At 69.8% G+C, this 17768-nt stretch carries 17 protein-coding genes and 3 pseudogenes; 13 read left to right on the top strand and 7 right to left on the bottom strand.

Going from position 1 to position 17768, the window contains the following annotated elements; all coding sequences use genetic code 11:
* Positions 1–671 precede the first annotated feature (671 nt).
* Both A8W25_RS07140 and A8W25_RS07135 read left to right on the top strand, forming a co-directional pair.
* Positions 672–1010 (top strand): beta/gamma crystallin domain-containing protein, encoded by a 339-nt coding sequence (locus A8W25_RS07140; protein ID WP_420708452.1) that lies wholly within the window; start codon positions 672–674, stop codon positions 1008–1010.
* A 218-nt stretch (positions 1011–1228) separates the two neighbouring features.
* On the top strand, positions 1229–1987 hold the full coding sequence (locus tag A8W25_RS07135; protein WP_199831693.1) for an alpha/beta fold hydrolase: 759 nt from the start codon (positions 1229–1231) through the stop codon (positions 1985–1987).
* Positions 1988–2092: 105 nt separating this feature from the next.
* Here A8W25_RS07135 and A8W25_RS07130 read toward each other — a convergent pair whose 3' ends face one another.
* Entirely contained in the window at positions 2093–3145 is a 1053-nt protein-coding gene (locus tag A8W25_RS07130) for an LLM class flavin-dependent oxidoreductase (RefSeq protein ID WP_067157707.1), read from the bottom strand.
* 254 nt (positions 3146–3399) lie between these two features.
* On the opposite strand from A8W25_RS07130, the gene A8W25_RS07125 reads away from it, so the two are divergent.
* Both A8W25_RS07125 and A8W25_RS07120 read left to right on the top strand, forming a co-directional pair.
* The gene (locus tag A8W25_RS07125; protein WP_067160739.1) at positions 3400–3939 is read left to right on the top strand and encodes an ArsR/SmtB family transcription factor; all 540 of its coding nucleotides are present in this window, start codon (positions 3400–3402) and stop codon (positions 3937–3939) included.
* A gap of 17 nt (positions 3940–3956) precedes the next feature.
* The gene (locus A8W25_RS07120; protein WP_199831736.1) at positions 3957–5222 is read left to right on the top strand and encodes an MFS transporter; all 1266 of its coding nucleotides are present in this window, start codon (positions 3957–3959) and stop codon (positions 5220–5222) included.
* A gap of 129 nt (positions 5223–5351) precedes the next feature.
* Here A8W25_RS07120 and A8W25_RS07115 read toward each other — a convergent pair whose 3' ends face one another.
* On the bottom strand, positions 5352–5873 hold the full coding sequence (locus A8W25_RS07115; protein ID WP_067157700.1) for a DUF11 domain-containing protein: 522 nt from the start codon (positions 5871–5873) through the stop codon (positions 5352–5354).
* Positions 5874–6177: 304 nt separating this feature from the next.
* Between A8W25_RS07115 and A8W25_RS07110 the strand changes: the two genes are divergently transcribed.
* The 8 genes from A8W25_RS07110 (at position 6178) to A8W25_RS07075 (ending at position 12768) form a co-directional block, all read left to right on the top strand.
* On the top strand, positions 6178–6933 hold the full coding sequence (locus tag A8W25_RS07110) for a helix-turn-helix transcriptional regulator (protein ID WP_067157697.1): 756 nt from the start codon (positions 6178–6180) through the stop codon (positions 6931–6933).
* Positions 6930–8351 (top strand): Fe-S cluster assembly protein SufB, encoded by a 1422-nt coding sequence (gene sufB / locus A8W25_RS07105; protein ID WP_067157694.1) that lies wholly within the window; start codon positions 6930–6932, stop codon positions 8349–8351. The genes A8W25_RS07110 and sufB overlap by 4 nt, the downstream gene beginning before the upstream one ends.
* Positions 8352–8414: 63 nt before the next feature.
* Entirely contained in the window at positions 8415–9596 is a 1182-nt protein-coding gene (gene sufD, locus A8W25_RS07100; protein WP_067157690.1) for a Fe-S cluster assembly protein SufD, read from the top strand.
* Positions 9596–9916 (top strand): non-heme iron oxygenase ferredoxin subunit, encoded by a 321-nt coding sequence (locus A8W25_RS07095; protein WP_067157688.1) that lies wholly within the window; start codon positions 9596–9598, stop codon positions 9914–9916. The genes sufD and A8W25_RS07095 overlap by 1 nt, the downstream gene beginning before the upstream one ends.
* A gap of 6 nt (positions 9917–9922) precedes the next feature.
* A complete protein-coding gene (sufC, locus tag A8W25_RS07090; RefSeq protein WP_067157685.1) occupies positions 9923–10687 on the top strand; it encodes a Fe-S cluster assembly ATPase SufC in 765 nt (254 codons plus the stop codon).
* Positions 10684–11940, top strand: coding sequence for a cysteine desulfurase (locus A8W25_RS07085; RefSeq protein WP_067157682.1), 1257 nt, complete (start codon positions 10684–10686; stop codon positions 11938–11940). The genes sufC and A8W25_RS07085 overlap by 4 nt, the downstream gene beginning before the upstream one ends.
* Positions 11941–11950: 10 nt before the next feature.
* Positions 11951–12415 carry a Fe-S cluster assembly sulfur transfer protein SufU gene (gene sufU / locus A8W25_RS07080; protein ID WP_067157679.1) on the top strand — a complete coding sequence of 155 codons (465 nt, stop codon included), beginning with the start codon at positions 11951–11953 and terminating at the stop codon, positions 12413–12415.
* Positions 12412–12768 (top strand): metal-sulfur cluster assembly factor, encoded by a 357-nt coding sequence (locus A8W25_RS07075; protein ID WP_067157676.1) that lies wholly within the window; start codon positions 12412–12414, stop codon positions 12766–12768. The genes sufU and A8W25_RS07075 overlap by 4 nt, the downstream gene beginning before the upstream one ends.
* Here the strand turns inward: A8W25_RS07075 and cbiE are convergent.
* Positions 12682–13719 (bottom strand): annotated as a pseudogene (gene cbiE / locus A8W25_RS32035) (precorrin-6y C5,15-methyltransferase (decarboxylating) subunit CbiE); the annotation flags it as partial. The gene A8W25_RS07075 and the pseudogene cbiE overlap by 87 nt on opposite strands.
* A complete protein-coding gene (gene cobM, locus A8W25_RS07070; RefSeq protein ID WP_067157673.1) occupies positions 13716–14552 on the bottom strand; it encodes a precorrin-4 C(11)-methyltransferase in 837 nt (278 codons plus the stop codon). The pseudogene cbiE and the gene cobM, both read right to left, overlap by 4 nt.
* A gap of 77 nt (positions 14553–14629) precedes the next feature.
* Between cobM and A8W25_RS07065 the strand changes: the two genes are divergently transcribed.
* Positions 14630–15349, top strand: a complete 720-nt coding sequence (locus A8W25_RS07065) for a ZIP family metal transporter (RefSeq protein ID WP_067157669.1) — start codon at positions 14630–14632, stop codon at positions 15347–15349.
* A 35-nt stretch (positions 15350–15384) separates the two neighbouring features.
* On the opposite strand, the gene cobI is transcribed toward A8W25_RS07065, so the two are convergent.
* The 3 genes and pseudogenes from cobI to A8W25_RS32030 all read right to left on the bottom strand — a co-directional run.
* Positions 15385–16113, bottom strand: a complete 729-nt coding sequence (gene cobI, locus A8W25_RS07060) for a precorrin-2 C(20)-methyltransferase (RefSeq protein WP_067157666.1) — start codon at positions 16111–16113, stop codon at positions 15385–15387.
* A pseudogene (locus A8W25_RS07055) lies at positions 16110–16907 on the bottom strand (cobyrinic acid a,c-diamide synthase); the annotation flags it as partial. The gene cobI and the pseudogene A8W25_RS07055, both read right to left, overlap by 4 nt.
* A pseudogene (locus A8W25_RS32030) lies at positions 16843–17664 on the bottom strand (inorganic phosphate transporter); the annotation flags it as partial. The pseudogenes A8W25_RS32030 and A8W25_RS07055, both read right to left, overlap by 65 nt.
* Between the last annotated feature and the right edge of the window lie 104 nt (positions 17665–17768).

Genomic DNA, 17768 nt, shown 5'->3' with positions numbered 1-17768 from the left:
AGGTGCGACCTGGGCGGTCCAGGAGCCCCCCTCTGCTTCAATGCGCCTCCTCAAGTGCCTTGCCACGCGCCTTGGGAGCCGCCGCGTCACGAAGTCGGTCATCCGTGGTCCTCCCAAACCGCGAACGGAACTCCGAGCGTCAGTGGGCCAGTTGGCGATCAATAACCCATCAACAGTGGATCAGCGGCCCTTGGCCGGTCGGTCTCCACCGCGCTCGTCGGCCACGAAGGCACGACCACGGTCACGAGGTGGCCATGCTGCTGTCGGTGGCTGTGCCGCCGGGCGCCAACTGTGCCCATGGGACTGCCCGTTCGGTCCTTGGCCGCCGAGGCGCATGGTCTGTAAATGGATAAGGGGCGTAGTGAGGGGATGCGGAAGAGGTCATCGACGATCTCCTGAGCAAATGCAACGGGTACCTGGGAGAGAAACATGACAACCCGCATAGTCTCGATCTAGACATTCAGGGGAGCATTCCGGCCCTGAGGGACGTGAATGATTGCCGTGTGCAGCTTCCTTGAGTGATATTGATGAGGAAAGCCAGAGAGACGAAATTGCGGAGGGGTTGCGCGTAGGTAGGCGTATGTTTTTCGCGAGCCTTTATTTGTGCAACCGTGACGTGGTTTCCCCCTGTTCGTACATCGAATGAAGGAGAACTGGTGATCTCAAAGACGATGAGGGTGGCACGTTCCGTGGTCGTGGCGTTGGCGGCCACCACGGCGGTGACGGTGGCCATGCCCACGGGTAACGCGTTCGCCATCGACCACGTCGAGTGCCGCGGCGGCGAGAACTTCCTGAAGATCTGGTCGCACCTGGACAACCGCTCCAGCGTGGACTGCTACGCCAACAAGGGCCGGAAGTCCTTCGGCAGCTGGTGGGTGGACCGCATCTCGACGGGCAACAACGATCTCATCTACTACGATGTAAACGGCGACTCGGTCCGTATCAACCGGTGGACGGACATCACGTTCCCGAACCGTCCCCCGCGGGTCAAGGACATCGAAATTCTCTAACGGGCGAGAGGGTGGCACCCCGAGGGATCCACGCCGACTGGCGTCCTCCGTGGATTCAATCTCCTTTCGGCGTGGAATCAAATTGCCCGTCGGGATAAATTCACTCCTGCCCGGCTCATGAATGTAGGCCACGCGAATTCGCGTGGCCTACATTCATGAGGACGCGGTAGCGGAGGTGTTTCCCTCACTGGGGGTACTTGGCGGCTATGCTCGCCTGCGTGGGCGAAATCGTAGTGGTGCGTGATGGCTCTGGGCCGGAGGTCCTGCTGGTACATGGTGGTGCCGGCCCGCGGACGACGTGGGGTGCTCTTGCTGCGCTGTCCGACCGGTGGACGCTGGCATACGTCCATCGCCGTGGCTATCCGCCGAGTCCACCGCCAAAGGAGCGTCAGGACTTCGAGGTTGATGCCCTGGACCTGGCGCCGCTGCTCGTCGGCCGCCCGCACGTGGTCGCCCACTCCTACGGCGTACTGGGGACGTTGATCGCGGCCGCTGCCGCGCCGCACAGCGTGCGCTCGCTCACGTTGATCGAGCCGCCGCTCAACTACCTTGTCCCTGGCGATTCTGAGGCGGCGCGGCTTGAGCGCATCGGCGATGCGGTCCTCACCCACGGGATGGATGCGGACCCGGCCGAGCTGCGGGAGTTCCTCCGCGTCGCGGGCGCACCCATCGGCGACGGCCCGCTCCCCGAGGCGGTGGTCGCCGGTGTTCGGCGGGCGCACGGTGCCCGGCCGACCAGCGAGGCGCGCCCGCGGCTCGACGCGATCCGGGACGCGGGCGTCCCGGTGCTCGTCGCGTCCGGAGACCACGTGGCCGCGCTTGAGCGGATCTGCGATGCGCTCGCGGAGGCGCTCGGTGCCCAGCGCAGCGTGCATCCGGGCGCCGGGCACTTCGTCGCCGCAGCACCGGGCTTCGCCGAACAGCTTGAGACCTTCCTGCGTACGAGCGTCACGCGTCGAGGTTCTTCCAGCAGGTGAGTGCGGCGGCGTTTCTGGTGGGTCCGCCATCTGCATCGCGGCCGTGCATCCGCGCTCTGCCGGTGCCGGGCGAGCAGGCCCGCGTGGTGCGGACGCGCGGAGGGTTCAGGCCAGGAGTTCGGCGAGTTGGGCCATCTCGGTGGGCGGGTCGACCACCGGTTGGATGAGGAGTTCGTCGATACCGGCCTGTTCCAGGGCGGTGATACGGGTGAGGAGGTCGTCGCGGGTGCCGACGAGGGCCAGGGTGTTCATCAGTGAGGGCAGGATCAGGTCCCGGTCCTGCGGGGCGATGCGTCCGAGGTAGTTGGGGTAGAGCTTGGTGTACCGGTCCGGCGCGGTGGCGGTGGTGCCACGCCGGTCCAGGAGCTCACGCACCGCCGCGCGTTCGTCGGGGCCGAGTTGCTCCGCGACCTCGGGTGTGTCGGCGGCGAAGTCCAGCAGCGACAGGACGAGGTGACCTGTCGCGTCCCGGGCCGCGTCGCTGTGGGGGTCCTCGTTCTCGTGCAGCAGGTGGAGCGCGGTGACCACGTAGGAGTTCCCATGGGAGCCGGGGGCACGGGACGTGCCGTGGATGGCTTGGCGGCTGGCGTCGTGCAGCGCCTGCCAGGCGGTGGGGTCGAGCAGGCCGAAGGAGATGAGGCCCGCACCGCGGCGGCCGGCGACGGCGGCGGCCTTGGGCCCGAGCGCGGCCACGACGAACTCGATCGGATCGGTGGTGTTCACGTGCGCCCCGGTGTGCAGGAACCGGATGTCGCGGACCTGGTCTCCTTCGCGGTACGCGGTCGGGCGCCCGGCACACAGATCCTGCAGGGCCGCGGTGAAACGCTCCAGCGCGGCCGCCGTGGTCGGCGGCATGCCCAGGGTGCGCCGGGCGGTGTTTCCGGTACCGACCCCGCAGATGATCCGGCCCGGTGCCAGGGAGTTGAGGCTGGCGAATCCGCTTGCCGCGGCCGGGGCCGAACGCAGCGCCGGTGAGGTCACGCCGATACCGAGCTTGATGCGCCGGGTGGCCTTCGCGCAGAGGCTCAGGGCGACGAAGGGGTCACCGTGGACCATCGGGGTGTCGTTGACCCAGAAGCTGCCGAAGCCCAACTCCTCGGCCCGCACCGCGAGATCCTCCACACCGGGGTGAGCGGCGACCACAACGCCTGCACGCATCAAATCTCCAAGGTACGAGGACCGAGTCGAACGTGCTCATACTCGCAGCTCGCCAAGGCTGAAGCCACGGGGCCGTGCTGCCGATGGCGGACCCACCAGGGGGACTTGCGGCGGCCTCGCTCCTGGAGAACGGCTTCAGCGACGAGTACGTCCGCGTCGCCCGCCGGCTCCTGAAGGGTCGTCATGGCAAGCCGACGCAAGCCGACTCCGAAACCCCCTTGCACAATGGTCAAGAATCATTGACCATTGTGGACATGCCAACCGATGATCTTCCCGAGACGTTCCACGTCACCACTGACGAGCAGCTACGCGCCGTCTCCAACCTCACGCGCCACCGGATCATGGCCGTGCTCCGCTTCGAGCCCGCGACGATCACGCAGATCGCCGAGCGAGTGGGCCTCGCGAAGGGGAGTTCCAGCTACCACGTACGGCTGCTGGAGCGAGCCGGCCTGGTGAAGGTGGTACGGACGCGGAAGGTCCGGGGAGTCACCGAGCGGTACTACGCCATGGCCGCGCGGTCGATCCAGCTGCCGGATCCGGGCGAGGGAGGGCCGGATGTGCTGATGCGGCATGCGGTGGCGGACCTGGAGGCGTCGCCGGCGGATGGCGAGCGGCACGTACGGATGGCGCATCTGCGGCTCACCGATGAGCAGTTCGCGGAGCTGGGGGAGCGGCTGCAGGCCCTGGCGGACGAGTACCGGGAGCTGTCCGACCCGTCGCTGCCGGACACGTCACTCGTTTTCGCACTCTTCCACCCGGCACAGCGCGCGCACACCGAAGGAGACGCCAAGTGACTTCGGACGTCAGAAAGATGCCGACCGGGTTCGGACGGCTGTGGACCGCGCAGACGGTGTCCTCGCTCGGTGACGGCGTGTCGCATGCCGCGCTGCCTCTGCTCGCGTTGACGTTGACGCGGGATCCGATGGCGCTCGCCGTCGTCACGGCCGCCGGAACGCTGCCGTGGCTGCTCTTCGGAGTGCTGGGCGGTGCGCTGGTGGACCGCTGGGACCGTCGGCGCACGATGTGGGTCACGGACGCGGCACGTGCGGTACTGCTCGCGATACCGGCGGCAGCGGCAGTGCTCGACGTGCTGAGCATTCCGCTGCTCGCGGCCGTCGCCTTCCTGCTCGGCCTCGGCGGACTCTTCTTCGACACGGCCGCCACGGCCTATCTGCCGGATCTGCTCGGCCGCGACCCCGCGCTCCTGGAGCGCGCCAACTCCCGCCTGCGCGGAGCCCAGACCGCCGCGTCCGGCTTCGCGGGGCCGCCCGCGGGCAGTGCCCTGCTCGCGCTCGGGCGGTCGCTTCCGCTGCTCGCCGACGCGGTGTCGTTCGCGCTCTCCGCAGCGCTCGTACGGTCGCTGCCCGTCACGCCCCGGCCCGTACCCCAGGTCCGTGAGTCGCTGCTGAGCCAGGCGCGGGCCGGTGCCTCGTACGTCTTCCGGGACCGGTTGCTGCTGGGGCTCGCGCTGCGTCCGGCGGTCGGGAACATCGCCTTCGTCGCCCTGGAGACCGTACTGGCCCTCTTCGCGCACGATCGCCTCGGCATCGGCACCTTCGGCTTCGGCCTGCTCCTGACCGCGGAGGCCACCGGTGGTCTGCTCGGCGCGGGCATCGCCTCCTTCCTCGGCCGACGCCTCGGCACCGGCACCGCGCTGACCTGCACGGCCGCGGTCGAGGGACTCGCCATCCTGGGCCTTGCCGCCGCCCCGAACCCGTACGTCGCCGGCCTCGCGCTCGCCGTCTGCGGAGCGGGCATGGGCGCCACGATGGTGCTCGCCCCCTCCCTGCGGCAGGCCATCGTCCCCGCCCACCTGATGGGCCGGGTCGCCTCCACCTCCCGCATGCTCGGCATGTGCGCCGCCCCGTTCGGCGCCTTCCTCGGCGGCTGGCTGGCCACCACCTACGACGTACGCACCCCGCTCTACACCGCCGCCGGCCTCCTTCTCACCATGACCGCCGTCACGTCGACCATGACCAGCAACCGCCGGGTCGAGGCGGCGCTGCGGGCCGCCGCCCCGGCCGACGATCCAGCTCACCCGGAATCCTCGGAACCCGTTCAGGCGGGTGCCATGTAGGGCTCCGCGAGCTCGTTGAGTCAGTGCTGAGCCCAGCTCGGCGTTCCCGCCCCGGCCATGGAACGCCGAGTTTGCCTTTGGGGTGGGCCCGGCGCTCGCTCGGGCCCACCCGGTGCAGCCTCTGCGATGTCAGGAGCAGGTGGCCAGGAGGATGGAGATCACGGTGCAGTTGGCCGTGGAGGTGTCGTTGCTGGCGTTGGGGTCAATCGGAGTTGACGCGGTACGTGTGCCGGTCACCGACACGCGGCCCAGTGAGAGCAGATGCAGGGGGATGTCGAAGGACTTGGTCGCGCGGGCACCGCTTGCGATGGCCTCGTAGGTACAGGTGACGGTCCCCGCACTGGTGGTGCATCCGGCAGACAGGCCGGTCGCGCTCGTACCCCGGGGCAGCGACGCGGTGATCGTGGCCGAGGTGGCGGCGTGCGGTCCGGCGTTGTTGGCCGTCAGTGTGTAGCGGAGGTAGGGCACCAGGATGCCCACACGCGGCTGGGCCGTGACACGCACATCGATGTCCGTGGCGGCCGGGGCGTAGGTGATGGTCAGCGAGCCGTCGCCCGCGCGCACGCCGGTGTGGAAGGCCGTGTCGGCCGGACCGTACCCGCTGCCTCCGCCGCCGCCCGCTGAGCCGACGGTGGCGGAGGGGCTGCTCATGATGGTCGTACGGGGGCACGGACGCGCGGGTGCGCGACCTTCGTTTTCCGGCCATCGGGGGCCCGGTCGAGCCCCTCTGCGGACCCGGCCGAAAGTGATCGCCCCGGGGTAGCCGAAAAGGACTGCGTCCCGGCCATATGGCGAGGTCAAGGGGGTTGGCGGGGTCTATTTCAGGTCTGCCCCATTTGATCGATCAAAGATCGTTTCCGCAGGTCAGCTTAGGTATGCCTAAGTGATGCACCGCACCGCTCGATGATCGAGACGTGGCTTGTCAGGCTCTGAGGAATTACGCAACAATGGTGTTGTGAAAAACGTCGGCGAGGCTCCGCAGGAGGAACTCGCGACCGGTGAGCGGTCCACCCGCAACCGGGTCGCGCGCTCCATCCTGGACCATGGGCCCTCCACCGTCGCGGACCTCGCGAAGCGCCTCGGCCTCACCCAGGCCGCCGTCCGCCGCCACCTCGACGCACTGGTGGCCGACGAGGTCGTGTCCCCCCGCGAACAGCGGGTGTACGGGGCACGGACCCGCGGCAGGCCCGCCAAGGTCTTCGCCCTCACGGACTGCGGGCGGGACGCCTTCGACCAGTCGTACGACAAGCTGGCCGTGGACGCGCTCCGCTGGATCGAGAAGTCCGCGGGCGGCGGCCCGGCAGGCGAGGAAGCCGTCGTCGCCTTCGCCCGGGCACGGATCGAGGCCCAGGCCGAGGGCTACCGCGAGGCGATCGAGGCAGCGCCCCCCGAGGAGCGCACCGAGGCCCTGGCCAAGGCCTTGACCGCCGACGGGTACGCTGCTACGGCGCGCAGTGCGCCCCTCCCCGGACGGGGCGAGCAGCTCTGCCAGCACCACTGCCCGGTCGCCCACGCCGCCGAGCAGTTCCCACAGCTGTGCGAGGCGGAGACGGAGTTCTTCTCCCGCCTCCTCGGGACCCATGTGCAGCGTCTGGCCACCATCGCCCATGGCGACGGGGTGTGCACGACGTTCATCCCGCACAGCGCACCGCAGCCCCCGCACGACACCGAATCAGCATCCACAAGCACGGCCGGGAGGAACCCCGCATGACTCTCCCCACGGAGACTGCCCACCCCGAACTCGAGGGTCTGGGCAACTACGAGTACGGCTGGGCCGACTCCGACGCGGCGGGCGCCGCCGCCAAGCGCGGGCTCTCCGAGGACGTCGTCCGCGACATCTCGGGCAAGAAGAACGAGCCCGAGTGGATGCTGAAGCTGCGCCTCAAGGGCCTGCGGCTCTTCGGCAAGAAGCCCATGCCGAACTGGGGCTCCGACCTCTCGGGCATCGACTTCGACAACATCAAGTACTTCGTGCGCTCCACCGAGAAGCAGGCCGCTTCCTGGGAGGACCTGCCGGAGGACATCAAGAACACGTACGACAAGCTCGGCATCCCCGAGGCGGAGAAGCAGCGCCTCGTCGCCGGTGTCGCGGCCCAGTACGAGTCCGAGGTCGTCTACCACCAGATCCGTGAGGACCTGGAGGAGCAGGGCGTCATCTTCCTCGACACCGACACCGCGCTGAAGGAGCACCCGGAGCTCTTCCAGGAGTACTTCGGCACCGTCATCCCGGTCGGCGACAACAAGTTCGCGTCGCTGAACACCGCGGTGTGGTCGGGCGGATCGTTCATCTACGTCCCGAAGGGTGTCCACGTCGACATCCCGCTCCAGGCCTACTTCCGTATCAACACGGAGAACATGGGCCAGTTCGAGCGGACGCTGATCATCGTCGACGAGGACGCGTACGTCCACTACGTCGAGGGCTGCACCGCCCCGATCTACTCCTCGGACTCGCTGCACAGCGCCGTCGTGGAGATCATCGTCAAGAAGGGCGGCCGCTGCCGCTACACGACGATCCAGAACTGGTCGAACAACGTCTACAACCTGGTCACCAAGCGCGCCGTGGCGTACGAGGGCGCGACCATGGAGTGGATCGACGGCAACATCGGTTCCAAGGTCACCATGAAGTACCCGGCCGTCTACCTGATGGGCGAGCACGCCAAGGGCGAGACCCTGTCCATCGCCTTCGCGGGCGAGGGCCAGCACCAGGACGCCGGATCCAAGATGGTCCACATGGCGCCGAACACGTCCTCCAACATCGTCTCCAAGTCGGTGGCGCGTGGCGGCGGCCGCACCTCGTACCGCGGTCTGGTCGAGATCGGCGAGGGCGCGGCCGGATCGAAGTCGAACGTGCTGTGCGACGCGCTGCTCGTCGACACGATCTCCCGCTCCGACACCTACCCGTACGTCGACGTCCGCGAGGACGACGTGTCCATGGGCCACGAGGCGACCGTCTCCAAGGTCTCCGAGGACCAGCTCTTCTACCTGATGAGCCGCGGTCTGACCGAGTTCGAGGCGATGGCGATGATCGTGCGCGGCTTCGTCGAGCCGATCGCCAAGGAGCTGCCCATGGAGTACGCCCTGGAGCTCAACCGGCTGATCGAGCTGCAGATGGAGGGCTCGGTCGGCTAGTACGGCCACCGTCCCCGCAGCAGCGAACGCAGACTGATCTAGGAAGAGAGCACTACGACAGCCATGGCTGAGGCTCAGAACATTCCCGCGGGCTCCACCACCGCGGGTTCGATCGCGGTGGCCGCCGAGTCGACCGTCGCCACGCGCATGAGCGCGCCCCCGTCCTTCGACGTGGCGGACTTCCCGGTGCCGCACGGCCGCGAGGAGGAGTGGCGGTTCACGCCGCTGGAGCGGCTGCGCGGGCTGCACGACGGCACCGCCGTCGCGACCGGCGACGGGCTGCGCGTCGAGGTGAACGCCCCCGAGGGCGTCACCGTCGAGACCGTCGGCCGCGACGACGCCCGGCTCGGCCGGGCCGGCACGCCGGTGGACCGGATCGCCGCCCAGGCCTACTCGGCGTTCGAGAAGGCCTCGGTCGTGACCGTTCCCAAGGAGGCGGTCCTCAGCGAGCCGATCCGCATCGCCGTGCACGGCGAGGGCGGCACCGTCTTCGCGCACCAGGTCGTCGAGCTCGGCGCGTTCGCCGAGGCCGTCGTGGTCATCGACCACACCGGTGACGCGGTGCTCGCCGCCAACGTGGACTTCGTCCTCGGTGACGGCGCCAAGCTGACCGTCGTCTCCGTCCAGGACTGGGACGCCAAGGCCGTCCACGTCGCCCAGCACAACACGCTGGTCGGCCGGGACGCCTCCTTCAAGTCCGTCGTCGTCACCTTCGGCGGCGACCTGGTCCGGCTGCACCCGCGGGTCTCCTACGCGGGCACCGGCGGCGAGGCCGAGCTCTTCGGCCTGTACTTCACCGACAAGGGCCAGCACCAGGAGCACCGGCTCTTCGTCGACCACAACACGCCGCACTGCAAGTCCAACGCCGTGTACAAGGGCGCCCTGCAGGGCGACGACGCGCACGCCGTGTGGATCGGTGACGTCCTCATCCAGGCCAGCGCCGAGGGCACCGACACCTACGAGATGAACCGCAACCTGGTCCTCACGGACGGCGCCCGCGTCGACTCCGTGCCGAACCTGGAGATCGAGACCGGCGAGATCGCCGGCGCCGGTCACGCCTCGGCCACCGGCCGCTTCGACGACGAGCAGCTGTTCTACCTGATGGCGCGCGGCATCCCCGCGGCCGAGGCCCGCCGTCTGGTGGTCCGCGGCTTCTTCGCCGAGCTGGTCCAGCAGGTCGGCGTCGCCGATGTCGAGGAGCGCCTGCTCGCCAAGATCGAGGCGGAGCTGGAGGCGTCCGTCTGATGACCGCCTTCGTCCGCGTCTGCGCACTGAGCGAGCTGGAGGAGGACACCCCGAAGCGGGTGGAACTCGACGGCACGCCGGTGTCGGTCGTCCGCACGGCGGGCGAGGTGTTCGCGATCCACGACATCTGCTCGCACGCGAACGTCTCGCTGTCGGAGGGCGAGGTGGAGGACTGCCAGATCGAGTGCTGGCTGCACGGCTCGACCTTCGACCTCCGCACCGGCAAGCCGTCCGGCCTTCCCGCGACGCGACCCGTGCCCGTTTACCCCGTAAAGATCGAAGGGGACGATGTGCTCGTCTCCGTATCCCAGGAGAACTAAGTCCCCATGGCAACGCTTGAAATCCGCGACCTGCACGTCTCCGTGGAAGCCGAGAACGGCCCCCGGGAGATCCTCAAGGGCGTCGACCTGACCGTGAAGCAGGGCGAGACCCACGCCATCATGGGCCCCAACGGCTCCGGCAAGTCCACCCTCGCGTACTCGCTCGCGGGTCACCCCAAGTACACGATCACCGGCGGTACGGTCACCCTGGACGGCGAGGACGTCCTGGAGATGTCCGTCGACGAGCGCGCCCGCGCCGGCGTCTTCCTCGCCATGCAGTACCCGGTCGAGGTCCCCGGCGTCTCGGTCTCCAACTTCCTGCGCACCTCCGCCACCGCCGTGCGCGGCGAGGCCCCCAAGCTGCGCACCTGGGTGAAGGAGGTCAAGTCCGCGATGGAGCAGCTCCAGATGGACCCGGCCTTCGCCGAGCGCAACGTCAACGAGGGCTTCTCCGGCGGTGAGAAGAAGCGCCACGAGATCCTCCAGCTGGAGCTCCTCAAGCCGAAGATCGCGATCCTCGACGAGACCGACTCGGGTCTGGACGTCGACGCGCTCCGCGTCGTCTCCGAGGGCGTCAACCGCGTCCGCGAGTCCGGCGAGGTCGGCACGCTGCTGATCACGCACTACACGCGCATCCTGCGCTACATCAAGCCCGACTTCGTGCACGTGTTCGCGAACGGCCGCATCGCCGAGTCCGGCGGCGCCGAGCTCGCCGACAAGCTGGAGAACGAGGGCTACGAGGCTTACACGAAGGGTGGCGCATCCGAGTGACACAGCTGCCGGGCCTCCTCGACACCGAGGCGATCCGTAAGGACTTCCCCTTGCTGGACCGTGTGGTCCACGACGGGAAGAAGATCGTGTACCTCGACAGCGCGGCGACTTCGCAGAAGCCGCGCCAGGTGCTCGACGCCCTCAACGAGTACTACGAGCGGCACAACGCCAACGTCCACCGTGGTGTGTACACGGTGGCCGAGGAGGCCACGGCGCTGTACGAGGGTGCGCGCGACAAGGTCGCCGCGTTCATCAACGCGCCCAGCCGCGACGAGGTGATCTTCACCAAGAACGCCTCGGAGTCGCTCAACCTGGTCGCCAACATGCTGGGCTGGGCCGACGAGCCCTACCGGGTGGACCACGAGACCGAGATAGTCATCACGGAGATGGAGCACCACTCCAACATCGTGCCGTGGCAGCTGCTCGCGCAGCGCACCGGCGCGAAGCTGAAGTGGTTCGGCCTCACCGACGACGGCCGTCTCGACCTCTCCAACATCGACGAGATCATCACCGAGAAGACGAAGATCGTCTCCTTCACGCTGGTCTCCAACCTGCTGGGCACGGTCAACCCGGTCGAGGCGATCGTCCGCCGCGCCCAGGAGGTCGGCGCGCTGCTCTGCATCGACGCCTCGCAGGCCGCGCCGCACATGCCGCTGGACGTCCAGGCCCTCCAGGCCGACTTCGTGGCCTTCACCGGCCACAAGATGTGCGGCCCGACCGGCATCGGCGTCCTGTGGGGCCGCCAGGAGCTGCTGGAGGACCTTCCCCCCTTCCTCGGCGGCGGCGAGATGATCGAGACGGTCTCGATGCACTCGTCGACGTACGCGCCGGCGCCGCACAAGTTCGAGGCGGGCACGCCCCCGATCGCGCAGGCCGTGGGCCTGGGCGCGGCCGTGGACTACCTCTCCTCGATCGGCATGGACAAGATCGCCGCGCATGAGCACGCGATCACCGAGTACGCGGTCAAGCGTCTGCTCGAAGTCCCCGACCTGCGGATCATCGGCCCGACCACGGCCGAGGACCGGGGCGCCGCGATCTCCTTCACGCTCGGCGACATCCACCCGCACGACGTGGGCCAGGTCCTCGACGAGCAGGGCATCGCGGTCCGGGTCGGCCACCACTGCGCGCGCCCGGTCTGCCTGCGCTACGGAATTCCCGCGACCACGCGAGCGTCTTTCTACCTGTACTCCACGCCTGCCGAGGTCGACGCCCTGGTGGACGGTCTGGAGCACGTACGGAACTTCTTCGGCTAGGGGTAGCGACGTGAAGCTGGATTCGATGTACCAGGACGTCATCCTGGACCACTACAAGCACCCTCACGGGCGGGGCTTGCGGGACGGTGACGCCGAGGTGCACCACGTGAACCCGACGTGCGGGGACGAGATCACCCTCCGGGTGAAGTACGAGGGCTCGCAGATCTCCGACATCTCGTACGAGGGCCAGGGCTGCTCCATCAGCCAGGCCAGCGCCTCGGTCCTCAACGACCTGCTGGTCGGCAAGGAGCTGGACGAGGCGCAGCGGATCCAGGAGACCTTCCTGGAGCTGATGCAGTCCAAGGGCAAGCTGGAGCCGGACGACGCGATGGAGGAGGTCCTTGAGGACGCGGTCGCGTTCGCCGGGGTCTCCAAGTACCCCGCGCGCGTGAAGTGTGCTCTGCTGAGCTGGATGGCCTGGAAGGACGCGACGGCCCAGGCGCTGGGCGCCGGAGCCGAGAGGAAGAGCGCATGACCGAGAACGCAGAGGCCACGTTGAAGCCGGCCTCGGAGGAAGAAGTCCGCGAGGCGCTGTACGACGTCGTCGACCCCGAGCTGGGTATCGACGTCGTCAACCTGGGCCTCATCTACGGCATCCACATCGACGACTCCAACGTCGCCACCCTGGACATGACCCTGACGTCGGCGGCCTGCCCGCTGACCGATGTGATCGAGGACCAGGCGAAGTCGGCGACCGAGGGCATCGTCAACGAGCTGAAGATCAACTGGGTCTGGATGCCGCCGTGGGGCCCGGACAAGATCACGGACGATGGCCGCGAGCAGCTGCGGGCGCTGGGGTTCAATGAACACCGCGTCCGGATCCGCTAGATCGGACAGGACCGTGGGCGCCGCGCCGTGCACCACCCGCACGTCCACGCCGTGCGCGGCCGCGTTGGCCCGGACGTGCTCGCAGCCCTCGGCGGTCTTCTCGACCGCGACCGCCGCCGCCCCGAACCGGGCGCACTCCACGGCCACCGAGCCCGAGCCGGCCCCTATGTCCCAGACGAGATCGCCGAGCCGGGGGCCGATCCTGGCCAGCGCGAGCGCCCGTACCTCGGCCTTGGTGATCATCGAGTCGCGGTGGGTGAACTCGCTCTCGTCCAGCGCCCAGCGGTCGGGTGTGGTCCGGCCGCCCGCGACCGTGCGCACCGGCGAGAGCGTCTTCTCCTCGTCCAGGCAGACGATCACGCTGACCGCGTCCCACTCCCGGGCCGCCGCCTCCGCCGGAGTCACCCGCACCAGCCGCTCCCGCTCGGGGTCGCCGAGGGCCGAGGCGACGACGAGCATCCGCTCGGGCGCCCGGCGGGCGAGCTCCGCGCCCAGCTCGGCGGGCCCGGCACCGGGCCCGGTCAGCACGGCGGTCTTGGGGTGCGCCCGGCACACGTTGGCGGCCGTCCGCAGGTCCCGCCCGTGCGCGCTGACCACCAGCGCGTCGTCCCAGGGCAGGCCGAGGCGGGCGAAGGCGACCGCCACCGAGGCGGTCCCCGGCCGTACGTCCAGCTCCTGCGGCCCGAAGCGCTCGGCAAGCGCCCGCACGATGCCGAAGAACCCGGGATCGCCGGAGGCCAGCACCACGACGCGGCCGCCCCGCTCGCGGTGCTCGGCGACGGCGTCGAGGGCGGGCGCCAGCGGACCGAGCACCACCTGCTTGGCCCCCGGCGGGACCTCGGCCGCCGCGAGATGGCGGGCGGCGCCGGTGACCAGCGTGGCCTCGGCCAGCGCCGCCAGGGCGTCCGGTGCCAGCGGCGCGCCCGTCCCCGTACCGATGACGGTGATCATGACGGGGAGCGCTCCGTCTTCTCGGCGTTCTCGGCCTTCAGCGCGCGCCGGGCCGCCGGGTCGGCCCGGCGGAAGCCGTGGAAGTGGCCCGGGTGGTAGAGGTGCGAGCGGGTGCCGGAGGCCGCGAGGGCCGGGCCGACCAGGAAGAGCGTGTGCTTCCAGAGCTTGTGCTCCTTGACCGTCTCCTCCAGCGTCTCGATCGTGCAGCGCAGCACCAGCTCCTCGGGCCAGGTCGCCTGGTACGCCACGACGACCGGGGTCGAGGTCGGGTAGCCGCCCTCAAGGAGCTCCTCCACCAGCTGGCCGGAGCGGGCGGCCGACAGGAACACCGCCATCGTCGTGCCGTGCCGGGCGAACTCGCGCACCTCCTCGCCGGGCGGCATCGGCGTCTTGCCGCCGCCGAGGCGGGTGAGGATGACGGACTGGGCTATCTCCGGGATGGTCAGCTCGCGCTGGGCGATCGCGGCGACCGCCGAGAACGACGAGACACCGGGGATGATCTCGACCTCCAGGCCGAGCCCCTCCACCCGGTCCAGCTGCTCCTGGGTGCCGCCCCACAGGGCCGGGTCGCCGGAGTGGATACGGGCGACCTTCAGCCCCTCGCGGGCGGCCCGCTCGTACACGCTGACGACGTCCTCCAGGGACATCGCCGCCGAGTCCAGGATCTCGGCGTCCTCGCGCGCGTGGTCCAGGACCTCGGCCTGCACCAGGCTCGCGGCCCAGATGACCACGTCGGCCTCGGCGATCGCCCGGGCGGCGCGGAACGTCAGCAGATCGGCGGCGCCGGGGCCGGCGCCGACGACGGTCAGCCTGCCGGTGGGGGCATCGGCCATGGGAGGGGTCCTCTCGTACGTCACACAGTCGGTAAAGCGAAATGCGCGGGGGTGGGTCAGTCGGTTAGCAAGGGCGCATGGTGGTGATCGTCGCGCTCGGCGCGTTCCTGATGACTCTGGTCGGCGGCTGGACGGCCCAGCGCGTCACCGACCGGCGCCATCTGGTGCTCGGGCTGGCGGGCGGGCTGATGCTCGGCGTGGTCGGGCTCGACCTGCTGCCGGAGGCGCTGGAGGCGGCGGGCGACGACGTCTTCGGCGTACCGGCCGCGCTGCTGCTGTTCGTCGGCGGCTTCCTCCTCGCCCACCTGGTGGAACGCCTGCTGGCGGTGCGCCGGGCGGCCCACGGGGCGGACGAGAGGGCGCCGCAGGTGGGCCTGACGGCCGCCGCGGCGATGGTCGGGCACAGCCTCATGGACGGCATCGCGATCGGCGCCGCGTTCCAGGTGGGCGGCGGTATGGGCGCGGCCGTGGCGGTCGCCGTGATCACCCACGACTTCGCCGACGGCTTCAACACCTACACGATCACCAGCCTGTACGGGAACGACAAGCGCAAGGCCGTCGCCATGCTCGTCGCGGACGCGCTCGCCCCGATGGTCGGTGCCGCCTCGACGCTGCTGTTCACCCTTCCGGCCGAGCTGCTCGGAAGCTATCTGGGTTTCTTCGGCGGGGTGCTGCTGTATCTGGCCGCCGCCGAGATCCTGCCCGAGGCCCACCACGACCACCCGGCCCGCTCGACCCTGCTGTGCACGGTCGCGGGCGTGGCCTTCATCTGGCTCGTGGTGGGCATCGCGGGGTGAGCCCGGCGGGGCCGGGGGCAGGGCCGGCGGCGGGGTCACAGCTTGCCGCCGCGTCCGCCCTCGCGCCGCGCGGGCGCGATGAGCGTCGAGAGGTAGGGCAGGGCGCTGCCGTCGAGCTCGGCGGCCGGGCTGATGGACTCCTCGTCCAGGCCCAGCGCCGAGCCCCACACCGCGTCGTCGATCCGCCCGGTCGCCCGCAGCGCCGCCGCCACCTCACCGGCCTGGCGCCCGAACTTGTACGCCACCACCGTGCCCGGCCCCTCCAGCGCGTCCTTGAGCACGGTCGCCCCGGCGGTGACGGGGACCAGCGTGAGCGGCTCCGTCCCCTCCGTGAGCACGGCGCCCGAACGCGCGGCGAGGTCCTGCATCGCGGTGATCCCGGGGACGGTCGCGATCTCCGTGCCCGGCACCAGCTCGGTGATGGTCTGGGCGAGATAGGTGAACGTCGAGTACACATTGGGGTCGCCGATGGTCGCGAAGGCGACGCGCTCATGGGCGCGCAGCAGCCCGGCGACCGTCTCGCCCGCCGCGTCCCAGGCGGCCTCGCGCCGGCCCCGGTCGGTGCGCTCGTTGAGCGCGAAGACGACCCGGACGACCTTGGCCCCGTCCACGTAGTGGAGCACGGTCGCCTCGGCGCGCCCGCGCTCTCCGGTGTCCATGACGGGCACGACGACCACATCGGCGCCCTGAAGGGCCTTGACGCCCTTCACGGTCACCAGCTCCGGGTCCCCGGGACCGACTCCGACTCCGACCAGCCTGCTCATCCGGCACACCTCTCAACGAACCGACGGGCGATGGTGGGCCGGGCGGCCCAGTGCGTATGCAGATAGCTCGCGTGCACGCCCTGTTGTACGAATCCTTCGACCCGGCGCTCCGGCTGCACGAGCCCCCACGCGGGCGCGGGCCCCGCCCCCGGGTCGAGGACGGTCCGGTGGAACTCGTGGCCGCGCAGCCGTGTTCCGGCCTCGGCCAGGCAACTGTCGCCCACGGCGACGGCTTCCCGGTACCCGAGTGTCAGCCGTTCCGACATCCGCGCGTCGGCGTCCAGGACGCCGCACATCGGCTGCCCGTCGAGCGAGCGCGCCAGATAGAGCAGCCCGGCGCACTCGGCGGCGACGGACGCGCCGCTCCGCGCGAGCTCCCCGACGGCCTTGCGCAGCGGCTCGTTGGCGCTGAGCTCCGCCGCGTAGACCTCGGGGAACCCGCCACCGATGACGATCCCCGCGGTGCCGTCGGGCAGCGCCTCGTCCCTGAGCGGGTCGAACACGACGACGTCCGCGCCTGCGGCGGCCAGCAGTTCGCCGTGCTCGGCGTACGAGAAGGTGAAGGCGGCGGCGCGACAGCTTCCAGATGAAGCCGGAGCCCGCGACCAGCAGGATCGCCACGAGGACGACGCCCCAGGTGCCCTGGCCGGTGAGGAACTCGGCGCCGGCGCCGACCAGACCCGCGGCGGGCAGGGTCAGACCCCAGGCGATGAACATCCGGGTCGCGGTGGACCAGCGGACCACACCGCCCTTGCGGCCGAGGCCGGCGCCCATGACGGAGCCGGAGCAGACCTGGGTGGTGGAGAGCGAGAAGCCGAGGTGCGAGGAGGACAGGATGACGGTCGCGGCACCGGACTGGGCGGCGAAGCCCTGCGGCGGCGCCAGCTCGGTCAGGCCCTTGCCCATGGTGCGGATGATGCGCCAGCCGCCGAGGTAGGTGCCCATGGCGATGGCCATGCCGGCCGAGACGATGACCCACAGCGGGGGGTTGGCGCCCGGGTGCAGCACACCGCCGGCGACCAGGGCGAGGGTGATGATGCCCATGGTCTTCTGCGCGTCGTTGGTGCCGTGGGCGAGCGAGACGAGACCGGCGGAGGCGATCTGTCCGGCCCGGTAGCCCTTGGCGGTGGCCTTCTCGGCGGCCGGGTCGACGTTCCGGTTGATCCGGTACGTCAGACGCGTGGCCAGCATCGAGGCGACGCCCGCCACGATGGGGGCGGCGACGGCGGGGAGCAGCACCTTGGTGACGACGGTCGAGCCGTTCACCGAGGACCAGCCGGCCGACATCACGGCCGCGCCGATCAGACCGCCGAACAGGGCGTGGGACGAGCTGGACGGCAGGCCGAGCAGCCAGGTCACCAGGTTCCAGAGGATGGCGCCGACGAGCGCCGCGAAGATGACCTCGGTTCTGATGCCCTTTTCGTTGATGATCCCGCCGGAGATCGTCTTGGCGACCTCCACCGACAGGAACGCGCCGACCAGGTTCAGTGCCGCGGACATGGCGACCGCGGCTTTGGGCTTCAGGGCGCCGGTCGAGATGGTCGTGGCCATCGCGTTGGCGGTGTCATGGAAACCGTTCGTGAAATCGAACACTAGAGCTGTCACGACCACAATGGCGAGCAGCAGCGTGATGTGTTCCATTTACCCAGGCAATC

It is taken from the genome of Streptomyces sp. ERV7 (genome assembly GCF_001653515.1).
GTDB lineage: Bacteria > Actinomycetota > Actinomycetes > Streptomycetales > Streptomycetaceae > Streptomyces.
This window is presented reverse-complemented; position numbering and strand designations above follow the sequence as displayed.

What these genes read in the sequence shown, in the direction of transcription:
- A8W25_RS07140 (WP_420708452.1), top strand. Translation starts at nt 672, where the DNA reads ATGAGGGTGGCACGTTCCGTGGTCGTGGCGTTGGCGGCCACCACGGCG.
- A8W25_RS07130 (WP_067157707.1), bottom strand. Translation starts at nt 3,145, where the DNA reads ATGCGTGCAGGCGTTGTGGTCGCCGCTCACCCCGGTGTGGAGGATCTC.
- A8W25_RS07125 (WP_067160739.1), top strand. Translation starts at nt 3,400, where the DNA reads ATGCCAACCGATGATCTTCCCGAGACGTTCCACGTCACCACTGACGAG.
- A8W25_RS07120 (WP_199831736.1), top strand. Translation starts at nt 3,957, where the DNA reads ATGCCGACCGGGTTCGGACGGCTGTGGACCGCGCAGACGGTGTCCTCG.
- A8W25_RS07115 (WP_067157700.1), bottom strand. Translation starts at nt 5,873, where the DNA reads ATGAGCAGCCCCTCCGCCACCGTCGGCTCAGCGGGCGGCGGCGGAGGC.
- sufB (WP_067157694.1), top strand. Translation starts at nt 6,930, where the DNA reads ATGACTCTCCCCACGGAGACTGCCCACCCCGAACTCGAGGGTCTGGGC.
- sufD (WP_067157690.1), top strand. Translation starts at nt 8,415, where the DNA reads ATGGCTGAGGCTCAGAACATTCCCGCGGGCTCCACCACCGCGGGTTCG.
- A8W25_RS07095 (WP_067157688.1), top strand. Translation starts at nt 9,596, where the DNA reads ATGACCGCCTTCGTCCGCGTCTGCGCACTGAGCGAGCTGGAGGAGGAC.
- sufC (WP_067157685.1), top strand. Translation starts at nt 9,923, where the DNA reads ATGGCAACGCTTGAAATCCGCGACCTGCACGTCTCCGTGGAAGCCGAG.
- A8W25_RS07075 (WP_067157676.1), top strand. Translation starts at nt 12,412, where the DNA reads ATGACCGAGAACGCAGAGGCCACGTTGAAGCCGGCCTCGGAGGAAGAA.
- cobM (WP_067157673.1), bottom strand. Translation starts at nt 14,552, where the DNA reads ATGGCCGATGCCCCCACCGGCAGGCTGACCGTCGTCGGCGCCGGCCCC.
- A8W25_RS07065 (WP_067157669.1), top strand. Translation starts at nt 14,630, where the DNA reads ATGGTGGTGATCGTCGCGCTCGGCGCGTTCCTGATGACTCTGGTCGGC.
- cobI (WP_067157666.1), bottom strand. Translation starts at nt 16,113, where the DNA reads ATGAGCAGGCTGGTCGGAGTCGGAGTCGGTCCCGGGGACCCGGAGCTG.